The following is a 17,167-nucleotide window of genomic DNA, read 5'->3' as shown; positions in this document are numbered from 1 at the left end:
AGTCTCATTTCGTAGACGAATTTTCGGCTGCGGCAATGCGTTAACGCGCCCTTTTCATCAAAGGCGTCATCGTTTCTTCATAACACCAGACGCGGCAGGATGGCTTCGAGCCGCAAACGTCCGGCGGGCGTAGCGCATAGCCGCTGGGCGTCGCCCGCGCCAGTCATCTGCAGATATCCTTCTTCCTCGCAGAATTTCAGGGTGTCCGGGTCGATACAGTCGCCAAGGATTAGGCCCGTGCGACGCCCGAACCGAGTGGCGTTCACTCCTTCAGTCAGGCGTAGCCCCATCAGCAGCATCTCGCGCGCCCGGTCCTCGGGCGAGAGAAGGGTTTCTTCCGTCCGTCCGGCGCCGTCGCGCTCGACACGCTCGGCCCATGGTTCCGGCGCGCGGTGACGGCGTGTCGCTGCAAGACCATCGGCGCGCGGCATCCGACCGTGCGCGCCGGGGCCAATGCCGATATAGTCGCCATAGCGCCAGTAAGTCAGGTTGTGGCGGCTTTCCGCGCCCTGCGCCGCGTAATTCGACACTTCGTAGGGGGCGAGGCCATGGCGTGCGGCGACGTTGGCGGTTTCCTCATAGAGCGCGGCCGCCAGGTCTTCGTCCGGCAGCGTCAGCGCGCCTTGCCTGTGCAGGGCCTCGAAGCGGGTGCCGGTCTCGATGGTGAGTTGATAGAGCGAGACGTGATCCGCGACCAACGTCAGGGCGGTCTCCAGTTCCTCCTGCCATTGAGGCATGGTTTGGCCGGATCGGGCGTAAATCAGGTCGAAGCTGACACGCGGGAAGAGCGCGCGGGCAAGTTCGAGCGCCTTGATTGCGTCAGACGCCGAATGTTCGCGCCCGAGCGCCGCCAGGGCGTCGTCGCGCAGGGCCTGCACACCGAGAGAGACGCGGTTGACGCCGGCTTCGCGAAATGCGCGCAGACGCGCGGCTTCGACGCTGGTCGGATTGGCTTCCAGAGTGATTTCGATATCCGGAGTGGCGTCGAACAGGCGTTGCGCGTCATCAATGAGGGCCGCGACACCCTCCGGCGGCATCAGGGAGGGCGTGCCACCGCCGAAAAAAATCGAGCCAAGCCGCCGCCGCCCGGCCAGTGCAGCTTCATGAGCCAGTTCGCGCCGAAGGGCGGCGATGAAGCGCTCTGAGGGAATACGCTCCCGCACGTGGCTGTTGAAGTCGCAATACGGGCATTTCGCAAGGCAGAAAGGCCAGTGGATATAGAGCGCGATCGGCTCGTCCGCCGTGTCGGTCGGCGCGGCGAACTGCGCGCTGGGGGCGAGGGTTGAGGTCGCGCTCAGATCGCCACCTTCACGCCGAGTTCGACGACGCGGTCGGTCGGAATACGGAAGAATTCCGTGGCGGGCGTCGCGTTGCGCGCCATGAACAGGAACAGCGACATCCGCCAGCGCGAAATCTTGGTGACGGAAGAACGGGCCAGCAACTCGCGCGAGATGAAATACGACGACTGCATGGGGTCGAAATCGATCCCGTTGGCCTTCAGTTCTTCAAGGGCGCGTGGGATGTTCGGCGTCTCCATGAAGCCGTAACGGAGGATCACGCGGTACATGTCGTGCGCCAGCTCCTCGACGGCGACGCGATGTCCCCGGTCAGCTTCTGGTTGATCGAGGTTCTGCACCGTCACGAACAGGACGTGATCGTGCAGCACCTTGTTGTGTTTGAGGTTGTGCAGCAGGCAGGGCGGCACGAATTCAGGCGTGGCGGTCAGGAACACCGCCATTCCGGGCACGCGGATCGTGCGGGATTGCGGCAGCCGTGCGAGGAACGAGCCCATTGGCAGGCTATCCTGCCGTTGCCGCGCCACGATAAGGCTGCGCCCGCGTTTCCATGTGGTCATCATCAGTGTGAGCACGCCGCCCAACATCAGCGGCACCCACCCGCCGTCCGGAACTTTCAGCACGTTCGAACTGAAGAAGACGGCGTCGATGAGAAGCAGCGGAACGAACGTGGCGTAGACCGCAGGCCGAGACCACTTGAACTGCCGGTGAAAGACCACGAAGCACAACATGGTCGTGCAGATGAAGGTCCCCGTCACCGCGATGCCGTAGGCGGCGGCCAGTCGGTCCGAACTGCGAAAAGCGAGCACCAGCAGCGTGGCGCCAATTGCGAGAAAGCGGTTGAAGTCGGGCAGGTAGATCTGCCCTTCCTCCTCGGCGTTCGTGTGGGTGATGCGCATGCGCGGCAGGTACCCAAGCTGGATGAGCTGCCGACAAACCTGAAAACCGCCGGAAATGCCCGCCTGACTGGCGATTACGGTCGCAAAGGTGGAGAGTATGACGAGCGGCAGCCGAAGAGCGCTCGGGGCCATCATGAAGAATGGATTCGAAAGGGAGCCCGGGTCGGCCATGATCAGCGCGCCCTGTCCCAGATAGTTCAGGGCCAGCATGGGCAGCACGAAGAAGTTCCAGGCGTACTGGATCGGCGCACGCCCGAAATGTCCCATGTCGGCGTAGAGCGCCTCTGCTCCGGTCACGCACAGCACGACCGAGCCGAGGGCCACGAATGACAGCGCGCCGTGATGGATGATGAACATCACCGCGTAATAAGGGGACATCGCGAACAGCACGCCGGGGTGGTGCAGGATCTGCGTCAGCCCGAGCAGGCCGAGAGTCGCGAACCACAAAAGCATCACCGGTCCGAAGATGGTCCCCACCTTGCCTGTGCCAAGCCACTGTACGCTGAACAGCGCGATCAGGATGATCACGGACGCCGGAAGAATGAACTCCTGTGCGGCGGGGAGGCTGACCTCGACGCCCTCAATCGCCGAGAGCACCGATATGGCGGGCGTTATGATGCCGTCGCCGAAGAACAGGCAGGCGCCGACGATGCCTGTCATCCCGAGAGCGAGACGGAGCTTCGGGTTGGTGGTGACGCGCTGCGCCAGCGAACTGAGGGCCAGGATGCCGCCTTCGCCGTTATGGTCCGCACGCATCACCAGCAGGACGTATTTGAGCGTGACGACGATCAGGAGTGTCCAGAAAATAAGACTTTCGACGCCTAGCACTTCGAAATCGCGGATCGGGTGGTGACCGTTGACCGCTTCGATCGTCGAGCGCAGCGCGTACAGGGGACTCGTGCCGATGTCGCCGTAGACGACGCCCAGAACGCCCAGAAGCGCGGCGAAGCCGACCGGAGCCGCAGTGTGTTCGGGCTGATCGGCGCCAAATTCGGTGATGCGCGCTGCTGTCTGAGCAGCCTTGGCCGCCGCCGTCTGAGACGCCGGGCCGGCGGGAGGCTTGGAGTCCTGCTGGCCCGGTGTGTTGGTAGCGTCGGTCATGCGTAGTCAGACTCCTGAAGGGCGGCTGAAGCCTCCCGGTCGGGGATGCGCAGAAAATGGGATGCGGTCGAACACGGATAGTTCGCCTGATCGCGTTTTGGTGACTTAGGGCCTGTCGTCACGGTCTTGCAAGTATGGAGGGGCGTCCGCCGAAAATCGCCGTGCCGACGCGCACCAGCGTCGCGCCTTCAGCGATGGCTTCGGGGAAGTCAGCCGACATGCCCATGGACCGCGTCGGGAGGCCGTGCGCGTCGGCGAGGGAGCCCAGGAAGCGGAAATGGGGAGTGGGGTCCACGCCTTCTGGCGGGATGCACATCAACCCGCGCACCCGGTCGCCGAAGCGTTCCCGGCAGGTTCGGATGAACGCGTCCGCTTCTTCCCTTGGCACGCCGAACTTTTGGGGTTCGTCGCCAGTGTTGACCTCGATCAGCAATTCCGGGAGCCGCCCCTCCCGGTCCGCGGCGCGCGCCAGAGCGTCTGCAAGGGCCGGGCGATCGAGGCTTTCGATCATGTCGGCGAGGCGTACGGCGTCGCGCACTTTGTTGGTCTGCAAGCCGCCTATCAGGTGTAGCTTCAGATCAGGGTAACGAGCGCGCAGGGCGGGGAATTTCTCCGCTGCTTCCTGCACACGGTTTTCGCCGAAGACGCGCTGCCCGGCTTGCAGCGCGGCCTCCACGCTCGCCGCCGGGTGAAATTTGGAGACGGCGACAAGACCGACCGAGGCGGGGTCTCGACCGGCGTCGCGCGCGGCGGTCTCGATCCGGGAGCGGACGGCGCGCAGGCCTTCGGCGATCGGATCGTACACGCCTGCGGCCGGGTCAGATGACGGATCGTTCATAGACGGCAAAAATGCCGCTCCTGAGCGTCAGGTCAAGCAGATGATCGGCAGAAGGGCGTTTACTTCGCCGGGATCGACGCGTTGGCCGGATTGTCGGCGGGGTTCACATAGGTCATGCCGAACGGGCCGACGCCGCTGACCTGCACAACCGTCGGAGAGGCGCCTGTGCGAAGCGCGTGAGGGACGCCTTGCGGCAGGTGCAGGAACGAGCCGGCTGCAAGCTCCTCTTTCTCACCGCCGTCCAGCGTTTTGCCGACGAAGTGCGTGAAGTGGCCGGAGATGACAGTCAGCATCTCGTCCATGTTGTGAACATGGGGCGCGATGGTGGTGTGCGGAGGCATTTCGACGCGGATTACAAACGGGCCAGCGGCCGACACATCGCCGAAGACGTAGGAAATTTTCACGCCTTTGGGGAAGTCGGCAGGCGCGGCGGCCCATGTGATCTGCCTCGGGGTAAGGACTACCGCCTTATCCTCGGCTGATGCGCAGAAAGGGGCGAGTGTCATTCCAATCAGGGAGACGGTCAGAAACGCTTTTTTCGACATTTGATCCTCTACGCGATGCGTGACGCTGGCGTTCCGCGCACCCCAGACGGGTGCGTGGAACGGCCGGACTCAGTTCACGATATGCAGGCGGATGGACGGCGACCGCTCCACCACATTGATGGCGACTTCGTCTCCAACGCGGACGACGCGCGCCGTCAGATGCTCGCCGCCGACGGCGAGATTGAACAGGGTCAGAGATTCTATCGATTCAGGCAGGCAGGGCCGCGTGAACTCAACCGAGACTGACCCAGGATCGTAGCGCAGGCCGAGAATTGCCTGCAGCACGGCGGGCAGGGCGGCGGCGGCCCACGCCTGGGGCGAGCAGGCGACCGGATAGCGCACTGGCCCTTCCGACCTGTCGCGGGTGAAACCGCAGTACAGCTCCGGGAGACGCCGCAGATCGGTGTAGAATGCAGCCGTGAACAGCGCCTCGAAGATCTGGACAGCCTCGTCGCGATAGCCGTGGCGGGCGAACCCCATGGCGATCAGCGAGTTGTCGTGAGGCCAGACGGTGCCGTTGTGGTACGACATGGGGTTATAACGCGCTTCGCCCTCCGGGATGGTGCGTATGCCCCAGCCACAGAATGAATTGCGGTGCATCAGCGTCCGGACCACCTGTTCCCGTCGTTCGGCAGGGGCGATGTCCGTCAGCAAGACGTGCCCGGCGTTCGACGATCGGACGACGCATTGCTCCTTCTTGCCGTCCAGAGCGATGACGTAGGTGCCGATGTCTTCGTTCCAGAATTTCAGGTTGAAGGTGACGCGCAGGGTCTCGGCGCGCTCATCCTGATGAGCTGCGTAGGCCGTCTGGCCCAGCCGCCGACCAATCCGCGCAGCGGCGCGACGCGCGGCATACACGTAGGCCTGCACTTCGCACAGGGCGATCGGTCCTTCCGCCAATTCGCCATCGGCATGGAAGATGCTGTCAAAGCTGTCTTTCCAGCCCTGGTTGACCAGCCCGTCCTTGTTACGTCGGCCGTATTCGACAAAGCCGTCGCCGTCACGGTCGCCGAACCGCTCGATCCAGTCGATCGCGCGGGTGACGTGCGGCCACAAATGGCTCAGCGTTCCGACATCCCCGGTACGGTCGAGATATTCGCCAGCGAGCATTACGAAGAGCGGGGTAGAGTCGATCGAGCCGTAATAACGTCGGAATGGCACCTCGCCGAGTTCGGCCATCTCGCCGAGTCGGACTTCATGCAGGATCTTTCCAGGTTCTGCGTCGGCCACCGGATCTTCCTCGTCAGCCTGATTGACGGCGAGGTAGAGCAGGACGCCTTTGGCGATGGAGGGATCGATCCAAAGCGTCTGAAGCGCCGTGATCAGCCCGTCGCGGCCAAAGACGGTGCTGTACCACGGCACGCCAGCGTAGGGGTAATGGCCGGTCTTCTTCTCGGTCAGCAACATGTAGATGTCGCAGATGCAGCGGCGGATCGCTTCGTTGAATATCTCGTTCGAAGTTGCGATGGCGGTGGCTTGAGACGACGTTCGCCGCAGCGCCCGTCGCGCAGCGACGGCGCCGTTCAGAAACGCGCGATTGGGAGGAACGGTGCTGCGCTCCGACGGGTCGCACTGAATCTCCACATGGATCAGCACGCGTTCGCCGGGAGCTATGGAGAACTCGAACGCCGCGTAATCAGCTGACAGTTTCTGCGGAGTTGGAGAAAACAGAAGACGCGTGGAGCGTTTCTTCTTGTCGAGTCCCATATAAGAGAGCGTGACTTCATTCTCTCCGATCGCGGGGTCCAGGAACTGGCCCCGCTTTGCGCGTCGTGCGCCACGCGCTTCGAACAGGTCGGCATAGTCCGCGAAGAAACGCATGTCGCACGAGACGTTGTGCGGCAGAACGTCGAAATTACGGATTTCGATGCGTTCGAAGCAACGGCCTTCCCAGAGAAAGCGGGACCGGCGGACGTGCAGAAGATCATGAGCCAGTCGTTCGCCGTCGCTCAGGGGGAGTGATTCGTTGGTCATGTTGACCGACAGCATCACGTTGTTTTCGCGGACAACCGACGACAGAAGCACCGGTCTCTGGCCGCCGAGCCGGAACGTCAATCCGGAAAGATAGCGCGTGTCGTGGTAATATAGCCCGTCCGCGATGTCCTTGCCCCAGAGGATGTCGCCTGTCTGGTCGAAAACGCCAAACATATCACCCTGTTTCAGGGTATGCAGCTTGCGGCCCGACAGAAGCGCCGTGCCTGACAGACTGAATTCGTCCGACTTGGGGGGGGGGGGCCTTTCACCGACGGCGGGTGGTTTCTTGACGTCGCCGACCGTCGCTTCTGGCTGCATGTCCATGAGATCAGGTCCTCGCTTGCGAGAGCCGTCTTCCGCCCGGTGGCGGGCCGGAAGCGGCGTGGATGCACTGTGCGCCCGGCGCCAACAGGGGGCGTGACGGCGACTTTGGCAGGCACGATAGAACTGGCGGCGGATATGGGGAAGGTGGTTCGGCTCTAACGTGGTCGGTTTCCGATTGGCGTGGACTTCCCGCCCTACGCGCGTGATCGCGGCGCGATCAATGGGTTTCCATCGACCGAATCAGACGCTTCGAAGACGTGAAAGGTTCCCGCGAGGTTGTCAGATTCTCCGCGTCGTCATCGGCCCGACTGCTTGAATCGCGCATGACATCTATTCGCCTTTCAGGTAAATTTTTCTTTACCTGAGCGAAGGCTCGTGGCGGAATGCCGGGAAAACTCACCATGTTTGTACATTGCATGAGGGATTGGTGATTTTTTAATACAACGCAGGCGCTGGCACCTTTGGTCGCGTCATGCGTTACAGGAGCCGAACCTCCTGGAGATTGTTGATGGCTACGTTTCACAAGCCGGCAAGCGGGACGGAGTGGGCGACGCTCGTGCTCGCTGTCGTCGTCGTTCTGCTAGGCCTCCCTCTTCTGATCATGGGAGCGGAACTCGTCGCTCTCGGCGGCTCCTGGTACTACGTGCTGTTCGGCGCGGCGATTATCGCCGGTGGAGTGCTAATGTTGCTGGGGCGGACGCTCGGCGCTTTTGTATATCTTGCGGCATGGCTTGTGACCTGGCCCTGGGCCTTCTGGGAAGCCGGACTGGACGGATGGGCTCTTCTGCCACGACTTTTCGGCCCGACACTGGTCGCCATCGCGGTCGCTCTGACAATTCCGGTGTTGCAGCGCATCGAACGCTCGACCGTAACGCGCGGAGGCGTCGCATGAAGAACCGTGCGCTACTTCTGACGGCCACTGTAATTGGTGGACTGTCTCTCGTTTACTCGACAGGATCGGGCGCGCTGGCGCAGGTTCCTGAACATGATGCGCCTCCCGGTCCAGGGGCCGGCAGTGACGGCGCTGGTGGGCATCCGCCCTCCTATTTTGCCGGGCCGTCGCCGAGCGCGCCTCAGGCGCCGGGCGTGAATGCGGCGAATATTCCGGACGGTCCGCCGGCGGAACCCAGCGAGGCGACCGAGGCAGTGGCGCAACAGGGCTCCGCTCCGGCGCACGACGACTGGCCTGCATACGGGCGCGACAATGACGCGACCCGTTCATCGCCGCTGGACCAGATCACGCCGGAGAATGTCGGCAAGCTTCAGCGTGCGTTTGTCTACCATACCGGTAGCAAGCCGGGTCCGGGTCAGGCCAATAAATGGGCGGCTGAGACGACGCCGATCAAAGTCGGCGACGGTCTGTACACGTGCTCGGCCCTCGACGACATTATCAAGCTCGACCCCGCGACCGGCAAGGAAGTGTGGCGGCATGACGCGGGGGTGAAATACGCGAGCATTCCATACACGGCGGCGTGTAAGGGCGTCGTTTACTACACGTCCTCGACCGTCCCGGAGGGTGAGCCCTGCCACAACCGGATCCTGGAAAGTACGCTCGATATGCGTCTGATCGAGGTTGACGCGGCGGACGGCAAGCTCTGCGAGGGCTTTGGTTACCACGGTCAGGTCAATCTCATGAAAGGCATGGGTGAGTCCGTTCCCGGGTTCGTGTCGATGACCTCACCGCCTCCGGTCGTGAACGGCGCCATCATCACCAATCAGGAAGTTCTCGACGGTCAGCGTCGGTGGGCGCCATCTGGCGTGATCCGTGGCTACGACGCCGAAACAGGACGTTTCCTGTGGGCCTGGGACGTCAACCGCCCTGACGAGCATGGCGAGCCGAAAGAGGGCGAGCATTACAGTCGCGGCACGCCGAATTCCTGGGCGACCATGACTGGCGACAATGAGCAGGGTCTTGTCTACGTTCCGACGGGCAACTCCGCCGCGGATTATTACAGCGCGATGCGGACAGACAAAGAGAATGCGGTATCGTCGTCAATCGTCGCGATCGACGTGAAGACTGGCTCTCCGCGCTGGGTTTTCCAGACCGCGCACAAGGACGTCTGGGACTACGATATCGGCTCTCAGCCGACGATGATCGATTTTCCCGGCCCGAACGGAGCAGTTCCCGCTCTGATCGTCCCGACGAAACGTGGGCAGACATTCGTTCTCGATCGTCGTGACGGCAAGCCGATCCTTCCGGTTGAAGAGCGCCCTGCGCCGACGAACACGGATGTGCCGGGAGATCCTCGCTCGCCCACGCAGCCTTGGTCGGTCGCCATGCCGCGCCTTGGTTTCCCCGATCTCAAAGAGTCGGACATGTGGGGCATGTCCCCGATCGATCAGCTTTACTGCCGTTTGAAGTATCGTCGGGCGAAGTATGACGGCGAATTCACTGCGCCGCAGATCGACAAGCCCTGGATTGAATATCCCGGTTACAACGGCGGCAGCGACTGGGGCAGCATGGCGTATGACGCCAAGTCAGGCATCCTGATTGCGAACTGGAACAACACGCCGATGTATGACCAGCTTGTGACCCGTCCGGTCGCAGACAAGCTGGGCCTGATGCCGATCGACGATCCGCATTTTGACCCGAAAGGCGGCGGCGCGGAAGGCAACGGCGCCATGGCCGACACGCCGTATGGCATCGTCGTGACGCCGTTCTGGGATCAGTACACCAGCATGATGTGCAACAAGCCGCCCTATGGCGCCATCACTGCGATCGATATGAAGACGCAGAAAGTGCTGTGGCAGCATCCGTTCGGCAGCGCTCGCGCGAACGGCCCGTGGGGTCTTCCCACCTACCTGCCGCTGACCATCGGCACGCCTAACAACGGCGGCCCGGTCATCACGGCGGGTGGCGTCGTGTTCGTGGGAGCGACCACGGACAACCTGATCCACGCCTTCGATGCGAAGACGGGTAAGGAGCTGTGGAGCGATGTGCTGCCGGGCGGCGGTCAGGCGACGCCCATGACCTACGAGTACAAGGGCAAGCAGTACGTCGCCATCATGGCTGGCGGACATCACTTCATGCAGACTCCGGTCAGTGACGCGCTGGTGGTTTACGCACTCCCCGACGCGCATTGATCACCAGGTAATTAAAATCTGGCTCTCCAGAAGCCCCCGGTCGTTTCGGCCGGGGGTTTTTTTGTTTTCCGCAACGTAATTGCGGCTGATTCGAACCGTTGCCGAGGCGTGCCGGGACGAGGTGAAGAAGGAAAGCGCGTAAATGTGATTCTCGTAATTTTTTTTGAGTCTAAAACTAAGCTCCACTGTTTTTGTTCTAATAACCAACAACACATGCTTTCGTGCGTCTCCCAAAAAATATCGAAAATAAAAAGGGAGGGATAATATCATTGGTGGATGTTCTGATTGGTGTCGACGTGGGCACAGGCAGCGCCCGCGCTGGTGTTTTCTCGTTTGATGGCGAAAAACTGGCTTCTGCGACTCAGTCGATCACGACGTGGCGTCCACGACCGGACTTTGCGCAGCAATCTTCTTCGGAAATATGGGCTGCGGTTTGCGTCTGCGTCCGTCAGGCCCTGTCCCAGTTGTCGGACGTTCGGGTCGGAGGCGTCGGCTTCGACGCCACGTGTTCGCTGGTCGTTATCGGCGCGGATGGGCAAGGTCTGTCTGTCGACCCGGAGGGCGCGTCGGGTCAGGACGTCATTTTGTGGTCCGATCACCGGGCGCTCTCAGAGGCGGATGAAATAAACGCCGGCCGTTACGACGTGCTTCGATATGTAGGCGGAACCATCTCCCCGGAGATGGAGACGCCGAAGCTGTTATGGCTGAAGAGAAGACTGCCGGAGACCTATACGCGCGCGAAGCTGTTTTTCGATCTCCCCGATTTTCTGACCTGGCGTGCGACCGGATCGGAATCCCGTTCCGCCTGTTCGACGGCCTGCAAATGGACTTACCTCGCGCATGAAGGGCAGTGGGACGTCGATTACTTTCGCGGGATCGGCCTGGATGATCTTGTGGATGACGGGTTTGCGCGTATCGGTCGAGATATCCGGCCTCTGGGAGGCGTAGTTGGCCAAGGGCTGACCCAGGCCGCAGCGCGCGAACTCGGGTTGGAGCCCGGAACGCCGGTCGGGGTGTCAGCAATAGACGCCCACGCGGGAGGGATTGGAGTTCTGGGGGCGGCGGAGGCTTCGCAGTTCGATGCCGTGCTGGCGCTGATCTGCGGCACGTCGAGCTGCCATATGGCGGTCTCTTCCAGAGCGCGCTTTGTGGCGGGCGTATGGGGACCTTACGCGGACGCCATGTTGCCGGGCATGTGGCTGAATGAGGCCGGTCAATCCGCCGTTGGTTCGCTGGTCGATTTTATTGTCGAAACCCATGCGGCCGGGCCAGCGCTCATTGAGCAGGCAGGGCTTGAGAAACGTAGCGTGTTTGCTCTGCTCAACGAGCGTCTTGCGGCGCTGGAAAATGGCAGGGCGCCGGGGGAAATTGCGGCCTCCTTGCATGTTCTCGCCGATTTTCACGGAAACAGGTCTCCTTACGCCGATCCGGCCCTGCGTGGTGGAATCGACGGCCTGACGCTGTCGGCTGCGCAGGACGATCTGGTCCGCCTGTACCTCGCGTCCCTGCAGGGGCTCGCCTACGGAACACGCGACATTATCGACGCCCTCAATGCGGAAGGGTATCGGATCGACACTTTGCTTGCGACCGGAGGATGGACGAAAAACCCTGTTTTCCTGAGGGAACATGCGAACGCGACAGGATGCAGGATACTTCTGCCGAAGGAGCCGGATTCGGTTCTTCTGGGCGCTGCGATTCTGGGAGCGATGGCCTCCGGCGTATTTCCAGACCTCGCTGCGGCGATGACGGCGATGAGTCGCTCTGGCGACGAGATAGTGCCGGATTCAAGAACTTACGAATTCCATACGGCAAAGCATGAGATTTCTCAGGATATGCGGCGCCGCCAACTGCAATATCGCGCGAGGATGGAGACGTGGGCGCGGGCGTGATTGAACGATGCCTTCGTCCGGAATCTTGAGGCCAAGAGACAATAAAATCAACAAAAGGCTTTGGGGAGTTCAGAGAAAATGAATACAATCAAGGCGGTATTCAGCAAAACAGCGGCGGCCTTCTTAATCGCAGGCACGATCCTCGGCGGTGGGGCTGAAATTGCTCACGCAGACAGCACTTTGACGATCGCGACAGTGAACAATGGCGACATGATCGTCATGCGTGAATTGTCCAGCGAATTCGAAAAAGCGCATCCCGGCGTGCATCTGAACTGGGTCACACTGGAGGAGAACATCCTGCGCCAGCGCGTCACCACTGACATTGCGACCGGCGCCGGGCAGTTCGACGTCATGACCATAGGAAATTATGAAGTTCCTATATGGGCGAAACAAAAATGGCTGGTCGAATTAAAGCCAGACGCGAATTATGATCTCGACGACCTGATCCCCACGGTGCGCAGCGGCCTGACTGTGGACGGCAAACTCTACGCCATGCCGTTCTACGCCGAGAGCGTCATGACCTATTATCGGAAGGACCTGTTCCAGAAAGCAGGCCTGACGATGCCGGAGGCTCCGACATACGACCAGATCAGGCAATATGCTGATAAATTAACGAATAAATCCAACCAGATTTATGGCGTGTGCCTTCGTGGCAAGCCGGGCTGGGGAGAGAACATGGCGTTCGTGACCTCGCTGGCGAACACATACGGTGGACAATGGTTCGGCATGGGATGGAAGCCGATGCTGGACACGCCCGCCTGGAAAGGCGCGATAAACTGGTACGTTTCGGCTCTGAACGCCGACGGGCCACCGGGCGCGACATCGAACGGTTTCAACGAAAATCTGGCGCTTTTCTCCACCGGCCACTGCGCGATGTGGATCGATTCGACCGTGGCGGGCGGTTTGCTTTTTGATCCGAAGCAGTCGCAGGTCGCGGACAAGGTCGGGTTCACCGCGTCGCCGAAGGGGCCTTATGGCAAGGGACCGACCTGGCTTTGGACCTGGAACCTGGCGGTCCCTGCGAGTTCGAAGCATATTCAGGATGCGGAAGCCTTCGTGACGTGGGCGACATCGAAAGATTATGTGAATCTTGTCGCACAGAAAAAGGGATGGGTGGCAGCGCCCGCCGGAACGCGTAAGTCGACCTATGAAAACGCCGAGTATCAGAAAGCAGCGCCGTTCGCGAAGTTCGTGGAAAACGCCATCAACGAAGCCGGCCCGGATGCGCCGACGGCGGAGCCGCGCCCGTATACTGGCGCGCAGTTCGTCAGCATCCCGCAGTTTCAGGCGATCGGCACGCAGGTCGGGCAGACGATCGCCGCTGCGCTGTCAGGTCAGATGACGGTGGATCAGGCCCTGGCCGCGTCTCAAGCGTCGACAACACGCACCATGCGCCAAACCGGCTATCTGCATTGAGGATATCAGCATGAGCGCCGTAACGACTGCATCGCAACATCACCGAAAGGCAGCGATAGGGGCGGGAGCAAGCGGGGCTCTGATGCTTGCGCCTGCGGTCTTTGTCCTTCTGGTCTGGTCCGTCGTTCCGCTTGTGCTGACGCTTTGGTACTCGTTCCAGAATTATAATCTGGTCGATCCGACTCTTCATGGGTTTGCCGGCGTCAATAACTACTGGTACCTGCTCTCCGACCCGGATTTTCTGCAGTCGCTGCTCAATACAGCTATTCTCGTCATTGGCGTTTTGGTGATTTCCGTTGGCGGAGGAACGCTGCTTGCGGTCCTCTATGATCAGGAGTTTGTGGGGCGCGGCGTAGCGCGTGTCCTTGTGATCTCCCCGTTTTTCGTCATGCCGACAGTGTCCGCCCTGTTGTGGAAAAATCTCATGCTGCACCCGATTTACGGTGTGTATTCATGGATGATGCGCGCCGTAGGTCTGACGCCCATAGACTGGCTGCAGCGCTTTCCCATGCTGACGGTGATGATGATCGTGGCGTGGGAGTGGCTTCCTTTCGCTGTGCTGATCCTTTTGACCGCCGTGCAGTCGCTCGATGCGGAGCAAAAGGAGGCGGCGCTTCTGGATGGTGCAGGACCTGTCGCGCGGTTCTTTCACATCGTCCTGCCGCACCTCAGCCGGGCGATCGCGGTCGTCATCATGATAGAGACCATCTACCTTCTCACAATTTTTGCTGAAATCATGGTCACGACGGCGGGTGGGCCGGGGGTCGCGTCGACGAATCTCGCTTACCTTATCTATTCCCGCGCCCTGTTGCAGTTCGATGTCGGAGGCGCGTCAGCGGGCGGGGTGATCGCCATTGTGATCGCCAACATCGCAGCGGCGTTTCTCGTTCGGGCGGTCGCCCGCCATCTGGAGGTCTGAGGATATGGCGGGGCAACGTGCGCGAGGGAAAAGTCTCGTGATCGCGGCGGTCGGGTGGGTCGTCGCTATCTGGATTTTCTTCCCGATATTCTGGATGTTCCTGACAAGTTTTAAGGGAGAAGCGGGGGCGATCGCTACGCCGCCGCGGCTGTTCTTCGTCCCCACCCTGGAGAGTTATCACGAGGTGTTTCAGCGGGCGAATTATTGGCGCGTCACTTTCAATACGCTGGGCGTCTCGATCGGCGCGACAGTCGTGGCGCTTCTGTTTTCTATTCCGGCGGCTTACGCGATGGCGTTTCTTCCCGGGAAGCGCACACGTGGAACCCTTCTGTGGATGCTTTCAACGCGCATGTTGCCGCCGGTCGGGGTGCTGGTGCCGATTTACCTGATCGCGCGGAACACGCATCTTCTGGATACGGTCACGGGCCTCGCTCTGGTGGACATGTTCACGAACATGCCAATCACGGTGTGGATGCTTTACACGTTCTTTCGTGAAATTCCAGTTCCCATTCTGGAGGCCGGACGGATGGACGGCGCCAATCGCTGGCAGGAAATCACGCGCGTCCTGCTGCCGTTGGCCACGCCTGGCATTGCGTCCACGGCGTTGCTGTCGATGATTTTATGTTGGAACGAAGCGTTCTGGTCATTGAACCTCACGTCGTCGAACGCTGCTCCCCTTGCTGCGTTTATCGCGTCGTTCTCGTCGCCTGAAGGGCTGTTCTTTGGCAAATTATCGGCGGCTTCCACGCTTGCTGTGGCGCCGATCCTCGCCTTTGGCTGGATCAGTCAGAAGCAACTGGTGCGTGGCCTTACATTCGGCGCCGTCAAATGACCGGCATGAGCAGGGGTGAAGGAATCATCTGATGGCTACAGTCGAATTGAAAAGCATTCGCAAGACCTATACGTCCGAAGAAATCATAAAAGGCGTCGATCTGTCGATCGAGAGCAAGGAGTTTGTCGTTTTTGTGGGGCCTTCGGGCTGCGGAAAATCGACATTGCTGCGAATGATCGCGGGCCTGGAGGACATCAGCAGCGGAGATCTTCTGATTGACGGGCGACGTGTGAACGATCTGGCTCCGGCCGAACGCGGTCTCGCCATGGTGTTTCAGTCATATGCGCTTTATCCGCACATGAATGTTTATCAGAATATGGAGTTCGGTCTGAAACTGGCGAAGACGCCGGAAGCGGAGCGCCGCGAGAAGATCATGGCTGTTGCACGCACGCTGCAACTTGAGAACTACCTGAAACACAAGCCGGGGCAATTGTCCGGCGGGCAGCGGCAACGCGTCGCTATCGGTCGCGCGATCGTGCGGAATCCGAAAGTGTTTCTCTTCGACGAGCCATTGTCCAATCTCGACGCATCCCTGCGCGGTCAGATGCGCGTGGAACTGGCCACTCTGCATCGGCGGCTTGGGGCGACCACGATTTATGTGACGCACGATCAGATCGAAGCCATGACTATGGCGGACAAGATCGTAGTTTTGCAAAAAGGAATCGTCGAGCAGGTGGGGTCGCCGCTCGAGCTTTACGACTGTCCCCGAAATCTGTTCGTCGCAAAATTCATCGGTTCTCCACCAATGAATTTTCTTCCTGGTACTGTGATCGCGGCATCTGAAGAGCAAGCCCGGGTTCGCCTTGCATCGGGGCAGGAGATTGTCGTTGTAGCCGGGGGCGCTCAGGGTCTGATTGGCGCAGCAGTGACTCTGGGTGTTCGTCCCGAGCATGTCCGGCTGGGCCACGCTGTGGAGAATCGCGGGAGCGGGCAGGTGGAGCTAGTGGAATACCTAGGCTCCGCTGCACATCTTCATGTTCGTATGCAGGATGGCGCTCTTCTCGTGATCCAGACGGAAGGCGGCGTCCGCGTTCATGCGGACGATGCAGTCACATTCTCTTTCCCTGCAGAGCGATGCCATCTCTTCAATTCGGAGGGTGTGGCGCTCCATCGTCGTTCATCAGGTCGCATGGCCGCATAGGATCACAAAATCAATGTACGCCGAAAAATTTAATCTTGATCAACGTGTGGCGATCGTGACTGGAGGCGCCCAGAACATAGGTCTGTGTTGCGCGGAGGCGCTGGCGGAATTTGGCGCGCATGTCGTGCTGGCGGATCTGGATGAGGTGCGTGCGTCTCTTTCCGCTGACGAATTGCGTGCGAAGGGGTACAAGGCGAGCCAGGTGCGTATGGACGTGACCTCGACGGAAAGCGTCGATGCGGCGGTCAAAGCCGTTGAAGACGAGTTCGGCCAAATCGATATCCTTGTCGCCAGTGCGGGACTCTGCATCTCCGAGGTCAAGGCCGAGGACATGTCGGAGGCTCAATGGCTGCGGCAGATCGACATCAACCTCAACGGCATGTTCCGCTGCTGTCAGGCTGTGGGGCGGGTGATGCTGCGGCAGAATCGCGGGAGCATCGTCGCGATCGGGTCCATGTCGGGCCTGATCGTGAACCGCCCCCAGCAGCAGGCGGCCTATAACGCCTCGAAAGCGGGCGTGCATCAGTATATCCGGTCCCTTGCGGCGGAATGGGCTTCCAATAACATTCGCGTAAACGCGGTGGCGCCGACATATGTCGAAACCACCCTGACGCGATTTGGTATGGAAAAGCCTGAGTTGTATGAACGGTGGATTGACGGAACACCTATGGGGCGGGTGGGGCAGCCAGACGAAGTAGCGTCGGTGGTGCAGTTTCTGGCCTCTGACGCCGCGAGCCTCATGACGGGGGCGATCGTCAATGTCGACGCCGGGTTTACCGTCTGGTGAAGGCCGCTCAGCGGCGTCTTTCGCGAGGCGGGGCGCCCCGGTCTGGCGTCCGGATGCAGCGTTCCAGTCATGCGTGTTTGACAAGGGCGGGCACGCGATCGTCACGATGACGGGAGCGGTGAG

13 protein-coding genes are annotated in these 17,167 nt (G+C 60.8%); 8 read left to right on the top strand and 5 right to left on the bottom strand.

The window, feature by feature from the left end; genetic code table 11:
• Positions 1–77 precede the first annotated feature (77 nt).
• From hemW to J2D73_RS02765, 5 genes are all read right to left on the bottom strand, one after another.
• A complete protein-coding gene (gene hemW / locus J2D73_RS02785) occupies positions 78–1,229 on the bottom strand; it encodes a radical SAM family heme chaperone HemW (RefSeq protein WP_341535009.1) in 1,152 nt (383 codons plus the stop codon).
• 65 nt (positions 1,230–1,294) lie between these two features.
• Positions 1,295–3,295, bottom strand: a complete 2,001-nt coding sequence (locus J2D73_RS02780; RefSeq protein WP_207879146.1) for a potassium transporter Kup — start codon at positions 3,293–3,295, stop codon at positions 1,295–1,297.
• A 118-nt stretch (positions 3,296–3,413) separates the two neighbouring features.
• Positions 3,414–4,133 carry a YggS family pyridoxal phosphate-dependent enzyme gene (locus J2D73_RS02775; RefSeq protein ID WP_207879248.1) on the bottom strand — a complete coding sequence of 240 codons (720 nt, stop codon included), beginning with the start codon at positions 4,131–4,133 and terminating at the stop codon, positions 3,414–3,416.
• A 59-nt stretch (positions 4,134–4,192) separates the two neighbouring features.
• Positions 4,193–4,678, bottom strand: a complete 486-nt coding sequence (locus tag J2D73_RS02770; RefSeq protein ID WP_207879144.1) for a cupin domain-containing protein — start codon at positions 4,676–4,678, stop codon at positions 4,193–4,195.
• Between the two features lie 69 nt (positions 4,679–4,747).
• Positions 4,748–6,976: an amylo-alpha-1,6-glucosidase gene (locus tag J2D73_RS02765; protein WP_243429575.1), complete on the bottom strand. Its 2,229-nt coding sequence runs from the start codon at positions 6,974–6,976 to the stop codon at positions 4,748–4,750.
• 508 nt (positions 6,977–7,484) lie between these two features.
• Here J2D73_RS02765 and J2D73_RS02760 point away from each other — a divergent pair.
• The 8 genes from J2D73_RS02760 (at position 7,485) to J2D73_RS02725 (ending at position 17,044) form a co-directional block, all read left to right on the top strand.
• Positions 7,485–7,868, top strand: coding sequence for a glycerol dehydrogenase (locus J2D73_RS02760; protein ID WP_207879142.1), 384 nt, complete (start codon positions 7,485–7,487; stop codon positions 7,866–7,868).
• Positions 7,865–10,060 (top strand): pyrroloquinoline quinone-dependent dehydrogenase, encoded by a 2,196-nt coding sequence (locus tag J2D73_RS02755; protein ID WP_207879140.1) that lies wholly within the window; start codon positions 7,865–7,867, stop codon positions 10,058–10,060. The genes J2D73_RS02760 and J2D73_RS02755 overlap by 4 nt, the downstream gene beginning before the upstream one ends.
• Before the next feature lie 272 nt (positions 10,061–10,332).
• The gene (locus tag J2D73_RS02750) at positions 10,333–11,949 is read left to right on the top strand and encodes an FGGY family pentulose kinase (RefSeq protein WP_207879139.1); all 1,617 of its coding nucleotides are present in this window, start codon (positions 10,333–10,335) and stop codon (positions 11,947–11,949) included.
• A gap of 78 nt (positions 11,950–12,027) precedes the next feature.
• Positions 12,028–13,365: an ABC transporter substrate-binding protein gene (locus J2D73_RS02745; RefSeq protein WP_207879138.1), complete on the top strand. Its 1,338-nt coding sequence runs from the start codon at positions 12,028–12,030 to the stop codon at positions 13,363–13,365.
• An 82-nt stretch (positions 13,366–13,447) separates the two neighbouring features.
• Entirely contained in the window at positions 13,448–14,284 is an 837-nt protein-coding gene (locus J2D73_RS02740; RefSeq protein WP_456304355.1) for a carbohydrate ABC transporter permease, read from the top strand.
• Positions 14,285–14,288: 4 nt separating this feature from the next.
• On the top strand, positions 14,289–15,116 hold the full coding sequence (locus J2D73_RS02735; protein WP_207879136.1) for a carbohydrate ABC transporter permease: 828 nt from the start codon (positions 14,289–14,291) through the stop codon (positions 15,114–15,116).
• A 31-nt stretch (positions 15,117–15,147) separates the two neighbouring features.
• Entirely contained in the window at positions 15,148–16,257 is a 1,110-nt protein-coding gene (locus J2D73_RS02730; RefSeq protein ID WP_207879134.1) for an ABC transporter ATP-binding protein, read from the top strand.
• A gap of 13 nt (positions 16,258–16,270) precedes the next feature.
• A complete protein-coding gene (locus J2D73_RS02725) occupies positions 16,271–17,044 on the top strand; it encodes an SDR family NAD(P)-dependent oxidoreductase (RefSeq protein WP_207879132.1) in 774 nt (257 codons plus the stop codon).
• Positions 17,045–17,167: the final 123 nt, after the last annotated feature.

This window comes from Acetobacter sacchari (assembly GCF_017377715.1).
In the GTDB taxonomy this organism is placed as follows: Bacteria; Pseudomonadota; Alphaproteobacteria; order Acetobacterales; family Acetobacteraceae; genus Acetobacter; species Acetobacter sacchari.
Note: the sequence above shows the minus strand (reverse complement) of the source record. Positions and strands in the feature narration are given on the sequence as shown.

Coding starts and splice junctions, on each gene's coding strand:
- J2D73_RS02765 (WP_243429575.1), bottom strand. CDS start 6,976: ATGGACATGCAGCCAGAAGCGACGGTCGGCGACGTCAAGAAACCACCC.
- J2D73_RS02745 (WP_207879138.1), top strand. CDS start 12,028: ATGAATACAATCAAGGCGGTATTCAGCAAAACAGCGGCGGCCTTCTTA.
- J2D73_RS02775 (WP_207879248.1), bottom strand. CDS start 4,133: ATGAACGATCCGTCATCTGACCCGGCCGCAGGCGTGTACGATCCGATC.
- J2D73_RS02725 (WP_207879132.1), top strand. CDS start 16,271: ATGTACGCCGAAAAATTTAATCTTGATCAACGTGTGGCGATCGTGACT.
- J2D73_RS02770 (WP_207879144.1), bottom strand. CDS start 4,678: ATGTCGAAAAAAGCGTTTCTGACCGTCTCCCTGATTGGAATGACACTC.
- J2D73_RS02740 (WP_456304355.1), top strand. CDS start 13,448: ATGCTTGCGCCTGCGGTCTTTGTCCTTCTGGTCTGGTCCGTCGTTCCG.
- J2D73_RS02735 (WP_207879136.1), top strand. CDS start 14,289: ATGGCGGGGCAACGTGCGCGAGGGAAAAGTCTCGTGATCGCGGCGGTC.
- J2D73_RS02730 (WP_207879134.1), top strand. CDS start 15,148: ATGGCTACAGTCGAATTGAAAAGCATTCGCAAGACCTATACGTCCGAA.
- J2D73_RS02755 (WP_207879140.1), top strand. CDS start 7,865: ATGAAGAACCGTGCGCTACTTCTGACGGCCACTGTAATTGGTGGACTG.
- J2D73_RS02760 (WP_207879142.1), top strand. CDS start 7,485: ATGGCTACGTTTCACAAGCCGGCAAGCGGGACGGAGTGGGCGACGCTC.
- J2D73_RS02780 (WP_207879146.1), bottom strand. CDS start 3,295: ATGACCGACGCTACCAACACACCGGGCCAGCAGGACTCCAAGCCTCCC.